The organism is Arthrobacter sp. ES3-54 (assembly GCF_029504395.1).
Lineage (GTDB): Bacteria > Actinomycetota > Actinomycetes > Actinomycetales > Micrococcaceae > Arthrobacter.
The window spans coordinates 1-18423 of record NZ_JAQFIF010000003.1; the positions used below are offsets into that span (position 1 = coordinate 1).

Consider the following 18423-nt stretch of genomic DNA (forward strand, 5'->3'; position numbering starts at 1 on the left):
CCCACCCTCAACCTCGAAACCCCAGCCAGCCGGCTGAACCAGCTGCTGCACGCAGCCTAATCCCCGGCGTTGCTCCCACCAGTTGACTTTGGGCGGCGAGTAGCAGCCGTAGGTGATAGCGCAACGGGCGGGTGACGGCTTAAAACGCCGACGCCGGAACTCGCGTGAGTTCCGGCGCCGGCCCAGCTAGGGCGTTAATCAGACGACGGCCTTGGCTTCCTCGATGAGGGAGGAGACCGCGGCGAACAGCGGGTGGTCCGCTGCCAGGCCGGTGATCGTCTCCGTGGCCTCGTCCGGAGTGGACGCGGAGAGGATTTTCGCCAGCTCCACGGCCTCGGCGTCGGCCGGATCGTTGAAGCGCAGGGCCGCGGCGATCGCCCCGAGCAGCGCCTCGGGGACAATTCCGCGCTCGGCCAGCTCGGCAGCGGGGCCGATGAAGCGTTCGTGCCGGCTGAGCTTGCGCAGCGGGGCACGGCCCACCCGGTTGACGGTGTCCGGCAGGTGCGGGTTGGAGAAGCGGCCCAGGATCTTCTCCACGTACGCCTCCTGATCCCCGCGGTTGAAGCCGTGCTTGGCCACCAGCAGCTCCTTGGTTTCGTCCAGGACGGCGCGCACGTCGGCCGCGACGTCCTGATCGGCCATGGCCTCGGAAATCTTGCCCAGGCCGGCCTCGAAACCGAAGTAGGCCGCCGCCGCGTGGCCCGTGTTGACGGTGAACAGCTTCCGTTCGATGTACGGCTCCAGTTCGTCCACGAAGGTCGCGCCCGGGATCACCGGCGCCTGCCCGGTGAACGGGGTGCGGTCGATCACCCACTCATAGAACGTCTCCACCGTGACGTCCAGGCCCTGCCCGGCTTCCTGGTTGGGCACGATCCGGTCCACTGCCGTGTTGGCAAACACGGCGGCAGCGTCCAGGGACCCGGCGGCCGGATCCCACTGGGCCGCAACTTCGGACTTGAGGATATCGGTCGCGTTGATGGCGTTCTCACACGCCATCACCTGCAGCGGCGCCAGCCCGGGGGCGCGGGCCGCGATCCCCTTGGCGATCACAGGCGCCACAAACTTCAGGATGTGCGGCCCGACGGCGGTGGTGACGATGTCAGCCGTCGCGATTTCCGCGACAACGTCGGCTTCCTGGGTGCCGGAGTTCAGCGCACGGAAGTTGTCGATGGTGCGGACGGCGGGGTTCTCTCCCACTTCGTGGACCTGGTAGCTGTCCGCCGCGGCCAGCTGGGTGATGAGGGCGTCCGCGACGTCGGCGAACACCACCTCATACCCGGCCTCGTGCAGCAGCAGGCCCACGAATCCGCGCCCGATGTTTCCGGCTCCGAAATGAACAGCCTTCACTAGGAGTTGACCTTTCCGAACAGGGCCAGCACTTCGTCAACCGTGGTGGCTGCCTCGAGCTGGGCCACCTGGGCCTTGTTGGTGAAGACCTTGGCAATCGAGGACAGGATGTGCAGGTGTTCGTTGTTGACGCCGGCCACGCCGACCACGAACTTCACTTCCTTGCCGTTCCAGTCGATGCCGTTCGGGTAGCGGATCACCGATACCGCGGACTTCATGATGTGGTCCTTCGCGGCGTTGGTGCCGTGCGGGATGGCGAGGAAGCTGCCCATGTAGGTGGAGACGGATTCCTCGCGTTCGTGCATGGCGTCAATGTAGCCGGAGTCGACGGCGCCGCGGTCCAGCAGCAGCTGTCCGGCCTCATCGATCGCGGCGTCCCGCGTGGTGGCGGTGCCGTTGAGGATGACGCTTTCGGCCACCAGGATGCCTGCGGGACCCGTCTCGGCGTCCGGCTCGGCCTCCGCGGGGGCCACCGGGGTGCCGACGGCGGCCGCGGCAGCAGTGCCGGCGTCCGTCGTGTCTGCTTCCGTGTTGCTTGCCTCGACCAACTCCACGATCTCGTCGTATCGCGGGCTGTTCATGAAGTTGTCCACGGAGACATGCACGGCGCTGGCGGTCGCGGGCTTGGCCCGCTCGGCCAGGTCCTGGTGGGTGATGACGACGTCGTACGTGTCGGTGAGGTTGGCGATGGCGGAGTTCGTGACCTTGACGTCCGGGAAACCGGCGGCCTTGATCTTGTTGCGGAGCACCGAGGCGCCCATCGCGCTGGAGCCCATGCCGGCGTCGCACGCAAAGACGATGTTCTTGATCGGGGTCGCGAGGACAGCGACGCCGCTGGCACCCACGCCCTCACCGATCAGGGCCGCGGAAACCGAGCTCTTCTTGCCCTTCAGAGCCTCCATCCGGTGCGTGGCCTGGTCGAGGTCGTCTTCTGCGGGCGCCTTGCTGGCCTTCAAGATCACCGAAGCGATGAGGAAGGAAACCGTGGTGGCGAACAGAACGGAGAGCGTCACGCCGACGTAGCTGTCGCGTGCCGTTGAGGCGTAGACCGCGATGATGCTGCCCGGGGCGGCCGGGGACCGGAGTCCGGCGCCGGTGACCACGAGCGTGAAGATACCGGTCATGCCGCCGCCGATTGCGGCGAAGATCGTCATCGGCTTCATCAGGACGTACGGGAAGTAGATCTCATGGATGCCGCCGACGAACTGGATCACTGCCGCGCCCGGCGCGGACGCCTTGGCCAGACCCTTGCCGAAGATTGAAAAGGCGAGCAGGATGCCGAAGCCCGGACCGGGGTTGGCTTCGAGCAGGAACAGGATGGACTTGCCCTGCTCGAGCGCCTGCTGCGTGCCCAGCGGGGTGAGGATGCCGTGGTTGACGGCGTTGTTGAGGAACAGGACCTTCGCGGGCTCGATGAAGATGCTCGTGAACGGCAACAGGCCGTTGAGGACGAGGAATTCGACCACGGCGCTGGCGCCATTGCTGAATGCCTTCACGATGGGGCCGACCACCAGCATGCCGACGACCGCCATGGCGGCGGCCAGGATGCCTGCCGAGAAGTTGTCGATCAGCATTTCGAAGCCGGGCTTGACGCGGCCTTCCCAGATCTTGTCCGCCTTCATCATGAGCCAGGCCGTGAGCGGGCCAAGGATCATGGCGCCGATGAACATCGGGATGTCCGTACCGACGATGACGCCCATGGTGGCCACGGCACCCACCACGCCGCCGCGCACGCCGTAGACCATCCGGCCGCCGGTGTAGCCGATCAGGAGTGGGAGCATGTAGGTGATCATCGGCCCGACAAGCTTGCCGAGCTCCGCATTGGGGAAGAAGCCCGCCGGGATGAAGAGCGCCGTGATGAAGCCCCAGGCGATGAAGGCGCCGATGTTGGGCATGATCATTCCGGACAGGAACGTCCCGAATTTCTGAACGTGTACCCGCACGCTGGTCTTTGGTTTCGCAACTGTCTCTGTTGCCATGTCTGTTCCTAACCGTCGTTCCCGCTGCTTTGCAGGATGGTCCGATAATTTCGCCGAGCTAGCTGGTGGAGCTGTTGGAGATCCGGTGGAGCCATTCGAGGAAGAGCTTGAGTTCCGAGCTGGAGAGCTGGTCCGAGTGGGACGCCTGGAGTGCTGCGTTCAATGCAATGGCCGCCACAACCACTGAGGATTTCCCGCTGTCAACAGAACCGTTGTCCCGGGCCTGCTCGGTGGAAACCGCAAAGATCATGGCGTCGCGGGTCATGGCGGAGAGCTCGAGGTTCCGCTCCGGTACCTTTTCCGCGATCAGCATGAGGGTCACGCCCACGTTGGCCGCCAGGATGGACCGGGCCGCCTCCTTGGGCGGGACGTTGAGCTGGCCGGAGACCGCCGCCTTGTTGAGCATCTCCTCCATGAGGGCCTCGGCATCAGCGACGATCGCCGGACGGCTCTCAGGGCGGATATTGCCAAACATGACGAGGTACAGTTCCGGCTGTTTCAGCCCGAACTGGACATGGTTGTCCCACATCCTGCGGATATCCTCCAGCGGTTGGCCAGAGGGCGCGAAGTCACGTTCGCCCGCGACATATTCGTCAAAACCTGCTGCGACGACGGCGTCGAACAGCCCCTCCTTGTCACCAAAGTGGTGGTAGAGGGTCGGTGCCGTAACACCGGCCAGCTGTGTGATCTGGCGGGTCGAGACTGCGGATCCGCCCGAGTTGGCCAGCAGCTCGGCGGCCGCTCGCAGCAGCCGGGCCTTGGGTGGTAGCTGGCCATCGATACTCATAACCGCTACCCTAGCACCTATAGCAACGCTATATGAACTGCATCACATACAATTTTTGCAGGTGCCGTGACCCGCCCGTTGACGTAGCCGTCAGCCGCAGGCACAAATGATCAGCAGGGTCAGCGCGGCACCTGGTTTACCGCCTTAGTGGCCACTGGCCTACGACAGAGAATGAGGACCTTCAGTGCAGAACTTCCCAGGAGTAGGCGTTAGCCCCGGACGCATCATCGGCACCATCCGCCAGATGCCCAAACCGATCAGCGAACCGCCCGCCGGAGAACAGCTTCCCGCCGGCGTCACAGCAGAAGACGCGACGGCGGCACTGAAGGCCGCGGCTAAATCCGTCCACGACGAACTCAAGGCCCGCTCCGAGACCGTCACCGGCGACGGCAAGGCCGTCCTCGAGGCCACGGCCCTCATGGCCACCGACACGATGCTGCTCAAATCCGCCGCCAAGCTGATCGGCCGCGGCGCGTCCGGGCAGCGGGCGATCTGGGAGGCTGGCGCCTCCGTCTCGGAAATGCTGCACAACCTCGGCGGCTACATGGCCGAGCGCGCCACGGACGTCCTGGATGTCCGGTCCCGGATCGTGGCGGAACTGCGCGGGGTTCCCGCGCCGGGCATTCCCGTGTCCTCCACTCCGTTCATCCTCGTCGCCGAGGATCTGGCCCCCGCCGATACTGCCACCCTGGATCCGGAAAAGGTCCTGGCCCTGGTCACAGCCGGCGGCGGGCCGCAGTCGCACACGGCGATCATCGCCCGCTCGCTCGGCCTGCCGGCGGTGGTCGCCGCCGTCGGGGTCGACGAGCTCGCCGATGGCACCGAGGTGTATGTGGACGGCGCGGCCGGCTTCATCACCGCGAACCCGGATGAGTCCCAGCGCGCGGCAGCAGCCCACTGGGCCGCCACGGCGTCGCTGTTGGCCGCCTTTGACGGGACGGGCACGACGTCGGACGGCCACCTCGTGCCGCTCCTCGCCAACGTCGGCGGCGCCAAGGACGCCGTGGCCGCAGCCGGCCTGAACGCCCAGGGCGTGGGGCTGTTCCGGACCGAGTTCTGTTTCCTCGAGCGGGACACCGAACCGACCGTGGAAGAACAGGCTGCCGCCTACCAGGGCGTCTTCGACGCCTTCCCGGGCAAGAAGGTAGTGCTCCGCACGCTCGACGCCGGCGCGGACAAGCCGCTGCCGTTCCTGACCGACGCCACCGAGCCCAACCCCGCCCTGGGCGTCCGCGGCTACCGGACAGATTTCACCACGCCGGGGGTCCTGGAGCGCCAGCTGCAGGCAATCGCCCTGGCCGAGAAGGCATCCGAGGCCGACGTCTGGGTGATGGCCCCGATGATTTCCACCGCGGAGGAGGCGGCCCGTTTTGCCTCGCTCTGCGCCACGGCAGGGATCAAGACCCCCGGCGTCATGGTGGAGGTCCCGTCCGCCGCCCTGACGGCAGAGGCCATCCTCCGCGAAGTCGGCTTCGCAAGCCTGGGCACCAACGACCTCACCCAGTACGCCATGGCCGCCGACCGCCAGCTCGGCCCGCTGGCCGCCCTGAACACCCCCTGGCAGCCGGCCGTACTGCGGCTCGTGGGCCTGACGGTAGAGGGTTCGGCCGCCGAGGGGCACAACAAGCCGGTCGGCGTGTGTGGCGAGGCCGCCGCGGACCCGGCCCTCGCCGTCGTCCTCACGGGGCTGGGCGTCACCACCCTGTCCATGACGGCGCGTTCCATCGCGGCCGTCGCCGCCGTGCTGAAGACTGTCACCCTGGCCGAAGCGCAGGAGCTGGCCAAGCTGGCCTTGTCCGCGCCGAGCGCAACTGAGGCCCGGGCCTGGGTCCGGGCAAAACTGCCGGTTCTGGAGGACCTTGGGCTGTAACCGCGCGGCAGCCGGTGGGCCCGCAGTCGGTGGGCCCGTCGGCCGGACCACCGACAGGCCCTTCCGCTGCGCCGGTGCCGCTAGGATGCACTCATGGCACTGATAGCTCCCCGTGTGACGGCCGGCCTCCCGGCCGAGGACGCGCAAAAACTCCGGTACGCCCTCGACGGCAGTGACGACATCACGGTGTTCGTCGACGGCACCGTCCACCGGCTGCCGCCCGCGGCGCGGGACGCCGTCGTCGACTTGCTGGGCCGCTTCAGCCGCGGCGAGGCCGTTACCGTCAGCAGCGTCGAGGAGATGCTGACGACGTCCCGGGCCGCGGAACTTGCGGGGATTTCGCACACGTACCTGCGGAACATGACCGACCGCGGCGAGATCCCGGTCGAATACCGCGGAACGCACCGACGGATCCGGCTGGCCGACATCATGGCCTGGCTCGAGACGCAGAAGAAGAACGGCATGGGCACCGCGTCGCCGGCTGGCGAGGACGACGAGGGTACCGGTGTTTAGTGAAGAGACGCTTCATGAAGGGATGCTTCATGAAGCAGTGATAAGGATCAAGCAACGATCCCGCTCCTGCGCGGAAACGCTGATATCGCGCGGGTTACGCTTGAATTGTGGGTAAATTCAGAGGGTGGCACATCGTGGCAGGCATCGCCGCCATGCTGCTCGCTGGCATCTTCGGAACCGCGATGGGCCTGAACATCACCGCCACTTATTTGGCCAGCGGCGTCGCTTTCGTTGCGGTCTCACTCTGGGTGGACAGCCGGATTTCCCGCCGCCGGAGCGCCGTCCGCCATCCCGGTCCCGATGCCGGTCAGGACGCGAAACTGGCCCTCGACGCGGATTCCTCCAAGCACGAGGGCTAAAGCGCGCCGCTAGATTCTGGGCCGGCCCGCCCAGCGCCGCGCCTTGAGCGCAGCATGCAGTTCCAGCCGCACCATTCCCTTCAGCGGATCCACGCCCAGCAGCTGGCGGATCCGGCCGAGCCGGTTGTAGATGCTGCTCCGGTGCAGGTGCAGCTTGGCCGCGACTTCCTGGACCGAGCCGTCGTTGTCGTAGAACAGCTCCAGCACGGGCAGCAGTTCGCGGTTGCGGTCATGATCCTCGAGCATGCGGAAATACACGGATCCCGCGTCCGCCCAGGCCCCCGCCCCGCCGCCGGCCGAGGCCAGGAGCTGGTAGACGCCGGTGGCCCGGCAGTCGACGAGCTCGCCCAGCTGCGGGTCCACTGCCGCAGCCTGGGCCGCCTGCCGTGACTGCCGGTAGGCCTCGGCGAGTTCCCGCGGCTTGGCAAATCCCTCGCTAGTGCCCAGGATGATCCGCCGGACGGTGCGCCCGGAGCGTTTGGCGAGTTCCAGTTGGTAGTGCACCAGAACCTGGGCGTGGTCCGCGCGTCCCGTGGATTCCTTGAAGAGGACCACCGCGTGGGTCTCCGTGCCGGCGCTGAACAGGGCCGCGTCCACCCCGATGGTCGCCTGGAGTGCCGCGGAGCGGTGAATAAGGGTGTCGGCGATGGGGTCCGAGCCGCCGGCCCAGCCATCGGCGTCCAGGACGGTCACCAACTGCCAGGGCCCCTTGCCCTGGACCTCTTTCCAGCCCGCCACGGCCGCCGCCGCGTTGGCCTCGCCGACGCAGGCGGCCAGGAACTCCTGCTCACGGCGGCGGCGGAACTCGGACTCGGCCGTGTTGGAATCGAGTAGCAGGGAGGACAGCTGCTCCAGCTCCGGCGCCACGTCCTGCAGTTGGGCCAGGACGGCCGCGGCGCTCGGTTCCTCGGCGTCGAGCTGGACCCAGAGGTACCCCACCCGGAAGCCGCGCACCAACAGCGGCACGCACACACGGCCCAGCATGCCGAGATCCTCGTTGGCCGGCACCACCACCGGCCGGACCGCCGTCGCAATCCCGTGGGAGAGCTGCCACGCGATGACGTCCACGGGGACCCGCTTGCTAAGCAGGAAGTTCACCCGGACACGGTCCGCATGCGATTGGTTGGAGCTGTAGGCCAGGAGCAAACCGTCGAGGTCCTCGAGGGAGAGGCCGCGGCCCAGCCGCTGCGCCACCTGCTCCACGAGCTGCTCCACGTCCTGCTGCTGCATCCTGCCAGACTACTGCCCCGGCCCGCCGCGCTGCGAATGCATCCGCGACGGACACGAGCCGACACCTGACGCCCGCTCCCTCGACAAATGTCTATCGCCGGATTTGAAAAACCCCGGAATGACGCGGCCGGCGCCCAGCGGCCGGCAGCGGGACCTGTCGCGTGCCTCACAGCGGGATTTATTCTGGAAGTACGAATCCCCCGCTCACCCAGGCCCAAAGGCCAACACCCACTGGAGCAAATAAATGATCATCGGCGTACCCAAAGAGATCAAGAACAACGAGTTCCGCGTCGCCATCACCGCGGCCGGCGTCCACGAATTCCGCACCAACGGCCACGTGGTCCTCGTCGAGCGCGGCGCGGGCCTGGGCTCCGGCATCACGGACGAGGAATACGCGATCGCCGGCGCCGAGATCGTCGCCGAAGTAGACGACGTCTGGGGCCGCGCCGACATGGTGATGAAGGTCAAGGAACCGGTCAAGTCCGAATACCACCGCTTCCGCAAGGGCCTGATCCTCTTCACCTACCTGCACCTGGCCGCCGAGCCGGAACTGACCCAGGCGCTCATCAACGCCGGTGTCACCGCAATCGCCTACGAGACCGTCCAGGAAGGCCGCGCCCTGCCGCTGCTGGCCCCGATGTCCGAGGTTGCCGGCCGGCTGTCCGTGCAGGTGGGCGCCACCTCCCTGATGGCCCCGGCAGGTGGCAAGGGCGTGCTGCTCGGCGGTGTCCCGGGCGTTCGTCCGGCCAAGGTTGTTGTCCTGGGCGCCGGTGTTGCCGGCACCAACGCCGCCGCCATGGCCCTGGGCCTGGGTGCCGACGTCACCATCCTGGACATCAACATCAACCGCCTCCGCGAACTGGATGCCCAGTACCAGGGCCGCCTGAAGACGGTTGCGTCCAACAAGTACGAGATCGAGAAGTCCGTGGTCGACGCCGACCTCGTCATCGGTTCGGTCCTGATCCCCGGCGCCAAGGCCCCGAAGCTCGTCACCAACGAGCTCGTGTCCCGGATGAAGCCCGGCTCCGTGCTGGTGGACATCGCCGTGGATCAGGGTGGCTGCTTCGAGGACACCCACCCCACCACGCACCAGGAACCGACGTACAAGGTCCACAACACGATCTTCTACTGCGTCGCCAACATGCCCGGCGCCGTCCCGAACACCTCCACCTATGCGCTGACCAACGTCACCTTGCGCTACGCCGTCTCCCTGGCGAACCTGGGCGTCAAGGCTGCGTTCGAGCGCGACGCCGCCCTGGCCTCCGGCCTGAACATCGCCGGCGGCAAGGTTGCGCACCGCTCGGTCTCCGAGGCGCATAACCTGCCCCTCGTCGCCGACTGGCACGAGCTGGTCTCCGCGTAACCAGCTGGTCTCCGCGTAGCCAACACTGCATCGGCTGCTCCGTAACCGCCCTTTTGGACCCCCAGAACGGCAGTTACGGAGCAGCCGATTGTGGTTTAAGCGAGGGACCGGGCCTGCTCGATCAGCCGCAGCACCTGGAGCGGGCCCGCGGGGTCGACGGGGACGGGCAGCGCCGAGGCGGCCCCGCCGTCGGCGATCTTTGCGGCCAGGATCCGGTAGAACTCCGGGTAGGCGCCGCGGTCGGTGGGCAGCCGGTCCAGATGCCCGTCGCGCCCCAGCAGCCCGGCCCAGTCCGGATCCTCCACGCCGTAGTCGGCGTCCAGCGGGCCTCCGCCAGCCACGATGTAGGGCTCCTGCGGGTCCACCCCGTGCTTGGTGAAGCCGCCCTCGCTGCCCAGGATCCGGTAGCGCGGCCCCTGCTGCGCGCAGAGCATGTTCATCCAAAGGTGGCTGGTCACCCCGGAGCTGTGCCGCAGGGCCACGAAGACGTCGTCGTCAGCCACACCTCCCGGCCGCCGGGCCGCCAGTTCCGCGTGCGTGACCGTGGCCGGCCCGAAAAGCTGCACGGCCTGGTCCAGCAGGTGCGTGCCGAGGTCAAAGAGCACCCCGCCGCCGTCGTCGGCCGTGGCTGCCGCCTTCCACGCCTTGGGGACATCCGGCGACCACCGCTCAAAGCGGGACTCAAAGCGGGTCACGGTGCCGAAGGCTCCCGCATCCATGAGGGCTTTCACCGTGAGGAAATCGCCGTCCCAGCGCCGGTTTTGGAACACGGTGAGCACCCGGCCCAGCCGCGCGGCCAGCTCGATGAGTTCTTGTCCCTCCGCGCTGCGCACGGCGAACGGCTTGTCGACCACGACGTCGAACCCGGCTTCCAGCGCAGCTTTCGCCAGCGGGTAGTGGGTGCCGGGCGGCGTGCCGAGCACCAGCAGGTCCAGTTCGCCGGCGAGCTCCAGGATCTCCGCCGGCGTGTCGACGATCCTTGCCCCCGGGTAGCTCTGCGCGGCGGCAGACTGCCTGCCGGCGTCGGAGGTGGAGATGGCGTCCAGCGAATAGGCGGCGTTTGCGGCGATGAACGGGGCGTGGAAAACGCTGCCCGAAAGGCCGAAACCGGCGACGGCGGTGCGGATGGGCCGGGTTGAATCGTTGCTCATGGTGCCTAGGCTACCGCCCTGCCCGCTTGTTGGACCCGTCCAGTTAAGCGGGCGACCGGTTGAGCGGGAGACCGGTTGAGCGGGCGGCCGGTTAAGCGAACGAGGCCGGCGCCGCCCGGATGCTTCCGGTGGCGCCGGCCTCGGCCGTGCTGCTCAGTATTGCTTAGGGCTGCTCATTACTGCTTAGTCGGCAGGGCTTACTTCTTGTCCCAGCCGACGACGCTCCAGTCCGGGGTCTGGAACAGGCTGGCGCCGTAGTTGGCCAGGCCCGTGCGGGCGAAGTAGATCTGCGGGCCGTTCATGATCACGCCCATGGAGAAGTACTTTTCCATGTGCTTCTTCTCGACGTCCATGGCGGCCTTGTTGCGCTGGGCGTCATCCTGGATGGACGCGAGGTCCTTGATGGCCTTGTCCAGTTCGGCGTCGCCGAGGCTGTTCTCGTTGGTGGCGGAGTCGTAGAACTGCTTCACGGCGGAGGTGGCGTCGGCGCCCACCGTGTAGCCGCTGATGGTGAGCTGGAAGTCGCGGCTGCCAACCACCTTGCCGAAGTCGGCGTCGCCGCGCTGGTCAATGCCAACGTCCATGCCGGCCGCCTGCAGCTGCTTCTGCAGCGTCTGCACGGTGGCCAGGGCGGTGGGATCGTCACCGAAGTTGGTGATCTTGAACGACGCCGGAATGCCGGCCTTTTCCATGATGCCCTTGGCGTTGGCCGTGTAGCCGGCGTCGGCCAGGACCTTCTTGGCGGCATCGGCGCCGGTTTCCTTGACCGGGTAGTTGTCCTGGTAGTACTTCGAGAACGGCATCAGCATCATCGAGCCCGAGCTGCTCTCGTCCCAGTTCAGGCCGCCGAAACGGACGGCGCGGATGGCGGGGCGATCGACGGCGGTGAAGATCGCCTTGCGGACGGCGACGTCGGTGAGCGGCGCCTTCAGGGCGTTAAGGTTCAGGCCACCCGCGAAGAGGCGCTGGCCGCGGCGGACCTCGGAATTCTTGGTGCCTTCGAGCTGCTTGTACTTGGTCAGCGTGCGGCCGTCCGCCATGTCGACTTCGCCGTTCTTGAAGGCGGCGATCTCGGCGCTTGCCTCTAGCTGGCGGAAGATCACCTTGTCCAGGACCGGCTTCTCGCCCCACCACTTGTCGTTAGGAACTAGGGAGACGGTCTTCGCGGCAGAGTCGTATTTGTCGACCTTGAACGGGCCAGCCATCCACTCCGGGTGCATTTCGCCAGTGAAGCCGGTGTTGAACAGTTCCGGGGTGTTGACGGCCTGCGGGATGAACCCGCCGTAGATGTCGCTGAGCGGGTACACCGGCTGGGTGGTGGTCACAACGACTTCCTTGTCGCTGCTTCCGGCCTTGACGGAGTCGATGAACTCGTAGGCGCCGGACGTGACAATGTCGATGTCCTTGTTCTTGCCGTTGAGCATCTTCCACGTGTTCTCGAACGTGGCGGCGTTGATCGGGGTGCCGTCGTTGTAGGCGGCCTTCGGGTTGATCTTGATGGTGATGGTCTGCTTGCCGTCTTTGACTTCGCTCTTGAAGTCTTCGCAGAAATTCTTGTTGAGGTTGGCGGTGCCGTCGAAATCGTACTTCCAGCAGCCCACATAGCCGGCCTCGTCGATCGGGTAGTGCAGTTCCGTGTTGTCCGCCGAGTTGCCCGCGTTGGAGAAGCCGTTGAAGTCCGGTCCGATGTTGCCCAGGGGCAGCGTCACGGTGCCGCCCTGCTGCAAGTCGGCGGCCTTCTTGGCGTTGACGCTGACGAGCTTGCTGAGGTCGCCGGAGGCATCCTGTGCCTTGGCGCTCTCGGCCGTGGTGGAGGCGCCGCCGCTGCCGCAGGCAGTCAGCGCAAGCGCCGCCACGACGGCGGTGATGGCGCCGATCTTGGTGCGATTTTTCATGAGATCCCCTTCATTTTTTCATGCGAGTGTGATGCATGGTGGTCTGGCGGATTGGTTGCTGGTCCGGGTTCTGGCGGTCGGGCAGTCAGTGGTCTTCGTGGACCACGACCATGTCCGCGTCCAGTTCCCCGTCCGGGTAGAAGCAAGCGAACTGCTGGTCGACGGCGGCCAGTTCCAGGGCGGGCTCCAGGGTCAGGCACTTCTCCTGCTTGGCTGGCGGTAGGGCCGCAAACACGGGACAGCGGGTGGCGAAGTTGCAGCCTGCCGGCGCCTCCAACGGCGAGGGCAGGTCGCCCTGGAGGATGATCCGCTCGCGGGTGCGCTCCAGCTCCGGATCCGGTACCGGAATCGCGGAGAGCAGGGCCCTGGTATAGGGGTGGCGGGGGTTGTCGAAGACGGCGTCGACGTCTCCGATCTCCACGATCTTGCCCAGATACATGACGGCAACGCGGTTGGAGATGTGCCGGACCACGGAGAGGTCATGCGCCACCATGAGATAGCTCAGGCCCAGCTCGGCGCGGAGCTTGTCCAGGAGGTTGATGACGCCGGCCTGCACGGACACATCGAGGGCGGAGACGGGTTCGTCCAGGACTACCAGCCGGGGGTTCACGGCGAGGGCGCGGGCAATGCCGATGCGCTGGCGCTGGCCGCCGGAGAACTGGTTGGGGAAACGGTTGACGTGGTCCGCCTGCAGGCCCACCAGCTCCATGAGCTCCATGATCCGCTTCCGGATGGCCGGCTTGGGCATGCCCAGGTTTTCCATCGGCTCGGCCAGGACCTCGTAGACGGTGAAGCGCGGATCCAGCGCTCCGGTGGGATCCTGGAACACCATCTGCAGTTCCCTGCGCATGGCGCCCTTGGCCTTGGCGTCGGCGGCATGCTTGTTGCTGAGCCCGCCAATGACCACCTCGCCGTCCTGGTCCTTGTGGAATTCCATGATTTCCAGCAGGGTGGTGGTTTTTCCGCAGCCGGACTCCCCCACGATCGAGAAGCATTCGCCCTCGCGGATATCGAAGCTCAGCCCGTCCACGGCTTTCACCGTGCCGATCCTGCGCTTGAGCAGGGCGCCCTTCATGAGCGGGAAGTGCTTCCTGACGTCGCGGAGTTCCAGGACAGTCTTGCGCTCGTGCCGCGGAAGGCGGTCGAAGCGGGAGACCGGCACGGCCGGGGCCGCAAAAATCGCGTGGGCGTCGACGTCGGCAAGGGCCTCGGTCTTGATGCACGCGGCGCTGTGCGCCGTGCCGGACGCCACTTCCCGAAGGTCCGGTTCGCCGTCGAGGCAGGCCTCGCTGGCCAGCGGGCAACGCGGAGCAAAGGAGCAGCCGGTGGGCGGATGGGCGAGGTTCGGGGGGATGCCCTCGATCGGCACCAGCGAGGTCTTTTCCGCGATGTCCACGCGCGGGACCGCGCCGAGCAGGCCCATGGTGTAAGGCATCCGCGAGCTGTAGTAGATGTCGTCGACGCTGCCGGTCTCCACCGGCCTGCCGGCGTACATCACCATGATGTCGTCCGCCATGCCGGCGACGACGCCGAGGTCATGCGTGATCATGACGACGGCGGCGCCGGTCTCCTCCTGCGCGGCGTGGAGCACCTCGAGGACCTGCGCCTGGATGGTGACATCCAGCGCCGTCGTCGGCTCATCGGCGATCAGAACCCGTGGGTTGTTGGCGATCGCGATGGCGATCATGACGCGCTGGCGCATGCCGCCGGAGAACTCGTGCGGGAAGGCCTTGAGCCGGTCCTTCGGGCTGGGGATGCCGACCAACCCCAAGAGTTCGACGGCGCGGGCCTCCTTGGCCTGCTTGCTCATGGTCGGGTTGTGGACGGTCAGGGCCTCGACGATCTGGGTGCCGACCGTATAGACGGGGGTCAGGGAGGACAGCGGGTCCTGGAACACCATCGCAAGGTCGTTGCCGCGGTGCCGGCACATGGCCTTGTCGCTGAGACCCAACAGTTCCTTGCCCTTGAGCCGGACGGAACCGCTGATTTCCGCCGTCGGGGGCAGCAGGCCCATGATCGCCATGGACGTGACCGATTTGCCGGAGCCGGACTCGCCCACGATCCCCAGCGTCTTGCCGGGCAACACGTCGAAGTCGATGCCGCGCACCGCGTGCACCACGCCGTTTTCCGTGTTGAAGCGGACGTTGAGGTCGCGGACGGAGAGGACTGCGTCGGTGGGGGCGTGAAGCCCGGCGACGCGGAGACGCTCGGCGGTGCTTTGGGCGGTGTCCGGGGCGGTGGTATTGCTGGTCATTTGCTCGTCTTCTGTGTCTTGCCCGTCACGGCTCGGCCGATTCGGGCGCCGCCCCGCTTGGTGCGGCCAACGGAGCTGGAACTGGGGTCGAACGCGTCGCGGAGGCCATCGTTCATCATGGCCAGAGAGCCGGTCAGCAGGAACATCACGATCAGGGGAGCCCAGAACATCCACGGAAAGGTGGAGACCTGGGAGGTGGACTGGCCGATCAGCACGCCCAGGCTCACGTCCGGGACCTTGATGCCGATGCCAATAAAGGAAAACGCGACTTCGGCGAGGATGGCGCCGGTGACCCCGCGGGTGACTTCCAGGACCAGCAGGGAGCCGATGTTCGGCACGAGGTGGCGCCAGACGATCCGGCGCGGCGGGATGCCCATGTACTGGGCGGCTTTGACGAAGTCACGCTGCATGAGCGACAGCGACAGGGACCTGATCAGGCGCGCGGTGCCCATCCAGCTGAAGACCAGCAGCACGATGATGAGCAGCAGCCAGCTGGGTACGGTGTTCTTCAGGCCGTTGGCGCCGCCGCTCGTTGCCACCGCGACCACCAGCAGGGCCGGCATCATGATCAGGGCTTCGAGGATGAACAGCATGACCTTGTCCACCTTGCGGCCGAAGTACGCCATGGTGCAGCCGTAGACGGCGGCGATCAGCACCGAGACGAGGCCGACGACGACGCCGATCAGGATGGACACCCGGGTGCCTTCGACGGTCAGGGCGTAGAGGTCGATCCCGGCCTGGGAGGTGCCCAGCAGATGCTCCGCGGAGGGCGGCATGCCGATGTTGAACGGATCGATGGTCTCCTTGTCCCAGCTGCTGAAGAAGCCGCCGATGAAGGAGAAGAGGGTCAGGGTCAGGAAGATGACCAGGCCGGCGACGGCTGTCCGGTTGCGCAGGAAGCGCCGCAGGATGATCCGCGACTTGCCGATCACGACGTCGTCGTTTTCGATCTTTCCCTCGTCGAGAATGGCGGCCGGGTCAATTGTGTTGAGGTTGGTCATGATTACTGCACCCGCACTCTCGGGTCGACGAGCGTGGTGGCGAAGTCCGCGAGGATCGCCCCGACCGCGAAGATGACGGAGCCGTAGGCGAGGGTGGCGGTGGCCGCGTTGACGTCTTGCAGCGCGATCGAGTCAATGGACCAGGATCCGACGCCGTGCCAGGCGAAGATCTTCTCGGCGAAGAAGCCGCCGGCGAAGATGGCCGGGATGGTGAACGCGATGCTCTGCGCCACGGGGATGAAGGACACCCGCAGGGCGTGGCGGCTGATGGCCTGGTTGCGGGTCAGGCCCTTGGCCCGTGCCGTCCTTACGAAGTCGGCGTTGACGTTGTCCAGCAGGTACTGACGCTGGGCGATCTGGTACGCGCCCCAGCCAACAACCGTGATGGCGAAAGTGGGCACGGCGTAGTGGGCGAGCATGTCGACGAACTGGGCCCAGCCGCCGCCGTCGAGGCCCGGGGTGGAGATGCCGGTGACAAAGAAGACGCGCTCCCCGACTGACTCGTTGATGTTGATGGCGCCCAGCTGCACCAGGAAGTAGGCGATCGGGGCGGGGACGATGTACATGAGATAGCTGTACGAGGTGATGACCCTGTCCGAGGCCTTGTACTGGCGGGCGGCGGTGTAGACGCCGAGGGCGACGCCGATGACCAGGGTCAGGATGATCGAGGCCAGGAAGAGCCGGGTCGAGATCCAGACCCGGTCGCCGAACTCGGCGTTGATGAAGGCGCCGTTAGGGCTCCGCCCCCAGTCCCAGCGGGTGAGGATGCCCGTGAGCCAGTCGACGTAGCGCTCCCACGGGTTGAGCGTCGGATCGAGCCCCTTGAGCCGGAAGGAGTTGACCACCTGTTCGGGGGTGGGCCGCGGAATCCGCTCCTGCTCGAGCAGCGCCGGCTGCAGTGTGCTCACCGCCAGGAGGTAGCCGGCACTGGTGGTCAGGAAGATCATGAAGACATACGTGACGGCACGTTTGGCGAGGTATCGAAGCATGGAGCGGCTAGTTCTGGATCGCCGTTGTCTGAGCGGATCCGGGCGCCAAGGCGGCGGCTGGACGGGCCGGCCTGCCTGCCGGGGTGACAAGTCTATTCACAACTTCGGTCCTTCCGTCGTCCCCCATCCGGCAGCGGGTTCCGCCACCGGTTCGGGATCATGTGCCAGCTGGTTTCCGGCCGCCCGCAGGCCTCGCGGCTGAGTCCTTGTGGACTATGTTGCGGGTCACATTCCAGAGGAAGCTATCACATGTGCCGCGCCGCGCAGCGCTCCCGGCGGCCGCGACACGGCGGCTCGACTACAGATCGTTATGAATAAGTCCGTGGAGTGGATTTTGACTCGCGGAATCGTCAACACCGCGCTACTGTCCGGCCACTACGCGCGTGACAAGTTCCCGCCAGGTTTCCGCCAGCCGCTCGGGCGCAATCCCGTGCACGCTGACGGAATGGAGCAGCCGTTCCGGCTCCAGCGCCGCACCCAGGGCCGACGCCATGAGCCACGGGTCCGCCGTCACACCGGCTTCGCGCAGCAGCATCTCAAGGTGGCGGTGCCACAGGACGGCCGGCGGCACATCGAACCTGTTGTAGGCCGACGCGTCGGCGGCCCGGGCCAACTCCCCGAACTCCAAGGTCCAGGCAATCCGGGCGGCACCCACGGCGATCAACCGCTCCAGGGGCGGCGCGCCGGGACCCACCGGGGGCGGACCAAAGATGAACCGGCCCTGGAACTCAGCCTCGGCATCACTGAGCAGGGCCATCATCAGCCCGGCACGGCTGCCGAACCGACGGAAGACTGTCCCTTTTCCAACACCGGCGCGCTGCGCCAGCCGGTCCATGGTGAGGGCGTCGACGCTGGATTCCTCCACGATTTCACGGGCGGCGCAGAGAAGCAGCTCCCTGTTGCGCGCCGCGTCACGGCGCCCGGCTTCTGCGGCGGGCGCTGCGGGGCGCCCTCCCCCGGACTGGGCACCGGGACGGATCGGGATGAGGCTCACACCGCTGAGTCTAGCGCCCCGGAATATAACCGGACCGCAGTCCGTTTAGCATGGGTGAAGGCTTCCAAAGCCCTACGATCCACCAGCCGCCGGAACAATCCTGCGGCGTGATGCACAGGAGTACACATGTCCAAGCAGACCATCCTCGCCCTCGTCGGCAGCCTTCGCGCCGGCTCCACCAACCTGCAGCTGGCCGAGGCCATCGCGCTCAACGCCCCGGAACAGGTGGACGTGGTCATTCACGAGAACCTGGGCAACATCCCGTTCTACAACGAGGACATCGACATCGAAGGCCAGGTGCCCGTGGCCGCCGCAGCCCTGCGCGCCGCCGCCAACGACGCCGACACCATCTTGCTGGTTACACCGGAACACAACGGCACAGTCCCGGCCTCGCTGAAGAACGCCATCGACTGGCTGTCCCGCCCGTTCGGCGCCGGCGCCCTGTCCGGCAAGCCCACCGCCGTTGTCGGAACCGCCTTTGGCCAGTTCGGCGGCGTTTGGGCCCAGGACGAGGCCCGCAAGGCCGTCGGCATCGCCGGCGCCCAGGTCCTCGAGAACGTCAAGCTGGCAGTCCCCGGCTCGATGGTCCGCTTCGCCGAGGTCCACCCCAAGGATGACGCCGAAGTTGTCGAGCAGATCAAGGGCGTGTTCGACGCTCTGGCCGAAGCCCCCGCCGCGGCAGCCGCCTAGG

15 protein-coding genes are annotated in these 18423 nt (G+C 66.8%); 5 read left to right on the top strand and 10 right to left on the bottom strand.

Annotated elements, in window-relative coordinates; all coding sequences use genetic code 11:
• Positions 1-198: 198 nt before the first annotated feature.
• From M2428_RS05885 to M2428_RS05895, 3 genes are read right to left on the bottom strand one after another with little or no spacing between them, the layout of a single operon-like run.
• The gene (locus M2428_RS05885) at positions 199-1347 is read right to left on the bottom strand and encodes a mannitol-1-phosphate 5-dehydrogenase (RefSeq protein WP_277524559.1); all 1149 of its coding nucleotides are present in this window, start codon (positions 1345-1347) and stop codon (positions 199-201) included.
• Positions 1347-3326, bottom strand: coding sequence for a PTS mannitol transporter subunit IICBA (locus tag M2428_RS05890; RefSeq protein ID WP_277524560.1), 1980 nt, complete (start codon positions 3324-3326; stop codon positions 1347-1349). The genes M2428_RS05885 and M2428_RS05890 overlap by 1 nt, the downstream gene beginning before the upstream one ends.
• A gap of 58 nt (positions 3327-3384) precedes the next feature.
• On the bottom strand, positions 3385-4113 hold the full coding sequence (locus M2428_RS05895; protein ID WP_277524561.1) for a TetR/AcrR family transcriptional regulator: 729 nt from the start codon (positions 4111-4113) through the stop codon (positions 3385-3387).
• A 184-nt stretch (positions 4114-4297) separates the two neighbouring features.
• Here M2428_RS05895 and ptsP point away from each other — a divergent pair, with 184 nt between their 5' ends.
• The 3 genes from ptsP (at position 4298) to M2428_RS05910 (ending at position 6855) form a co-directional block, all read left to right on the top strand.
• Positions 4298-5983, top strand: a complete 1686-nt coding sequence (ptsP, locus tag M2428_RS05900) for a phosphoenolpyruvate--protein phosphotransferase (RefSeq protein WP_277524562.1) — start codon at positions 4298-4300, stop codon at positions 5981-5983.
• A gap of 93 nt (positions 5984-6076) precedes the next feature.
• Positions 6077-6496, top strand: a complete 420-nt coding sequence (locus tag M2428_RS05905; RefSeq protein ID WP_277524563.1) for a helix-turn-helix domain-containing protein — start codon at positions 6077-6079, stop codon at positions 6494-6496.
• Positions 6497-6603: 107 nt separating this feature from the next.
• The gene (locus M2428_RS05910) at positions 6604-6855 is read left to right on the top strand and encodes a hypothetical protein (RefSeq protein ID WP_277524565.1); all 252 of its coding nucleotides are present in this window, start codon (positions 6604-6606) and stop codon (positions 6853-6855) included.
• 9 nt (positions 6856-6864) lie between these two features.
• Here M2428_RS05910 and M2428_RS05915 read toward each other — a convergent pair whose 3' ends face one another.
• Positions 6865-8085, bottom strand: coding sequence for a PucR family transcriptional regulator (locus M2428_RS05915; RefSeq protein ID WP_277524566.1), 1221 nt, complete (start codon positions 8083-8085; stop codon positions 6865-6867).
• Positions 8086-8329: 244 nt separating this feature from the next.
• Here M2428_RS05915 and ald point away from each other — a divergent pair, with 244 nt between their 5' ends.
• The gene (gene ald, locus M2428_RS05920; RefSeq protein ID WP_277524567.1) at positions 8330-9448 is read left to right on the top strand and encodes an alanine dehydrogenase; all 1119 of its coding nucleotides are present in this window, start codon (positions 8330-8332) and stop codon (positions 9446-9448) included.
• Between the two features lie 95 nt (positions 9449-9543).
• Here ald and M2428_RS05925 read toward each other — a convergent pair whose 3' ends face one another.
• From M2428_RS05925 to M2428_RS05950, 6 genes are all read right to left on the bottom strand, one after another.
• Complete coding sequence (locus M2428_RS05925; RefSeq protein WP_277524568.1) at positions 9544-10599, bottom strand: Gfo/Idh/MocA family oxidoreductase; 1056 nt, start codon at positions 10597-10599, stop codon at positions 9544-9546.
• Positions 10600-10796: 197 nt separating this feature from the next.
• On the bottom strand, positions 10797-12494 hold the full coding sequence (locus M2428_RS05930; RefSeq protein WP_277524569.1) for an ABC transporter family substrate-binding protein: 1698 nt from the start codon (positions 12492-12494) through the stop codon (positions 10797-10799).
• 85 nt (positions 12495-12579) lie between these two features.
• Entirely contained in the window at positions 12580-14748 is a 2169-nt protein-coding gene (locus M2428_RS05935) for an ABC transporter ATP-binding protein (protein WP_277524570.1), read from the bottom strand.
• Positions 14745-15749: an ABC transporter permease gene (locus M2428_RS05940; protein ID WP_277524572.1), complete on the bottom strand. Its 1005-nt coding sequence runs from the start codon at positions 15747-15749 to the stop codon at positions 14745-14747. The genes M2428_RS05935 and M2428_RS05940 overlap by 4 nt, the downstream gene beginning before the upstream one ends.
• Positions 15750-15751: 2 nt before the next feature.
• Positions 15752-16738: an ABC transporter permease gene (locus M2428_RS05945; RefSeq protein WP_277524574.1), complete on the bottom strand. Its 987-nt coding sequence runs from the start codon at positions 16736-16738 to the stop codon at positions 15752-15754.
• A gap of 361 nt (positions 16739-17099) precedes the next feature.
• Positions 17100-17732, bottom strand: coding sequence for a TetR/AcrR family transcriptional regulator (locus M2428_RS05950; protein ID WP_277524576.1), 633 nt, complete (start codon positions 17730-17732; stop codon positions 17100-17102).
• A 126-nt stretch (positions 17733-17858) separates the two neighbouring features.
• Between M2428_RS05950 and M2428_RS05955 the strand changes: the two genes are divergently transcribed.
• Positions 17859-18422: an NADPH-dependent FMN reductase gene (locus M2428_RS05955; RefSeq protein WP_277524578.1), complete on the top strand. Its 564-nt coding sequence runs from the start codon at positions 17859-17861 to the stop codon at positions 18420-18422.
• Position 18423 lies beyond the last annotated feature (1 nt).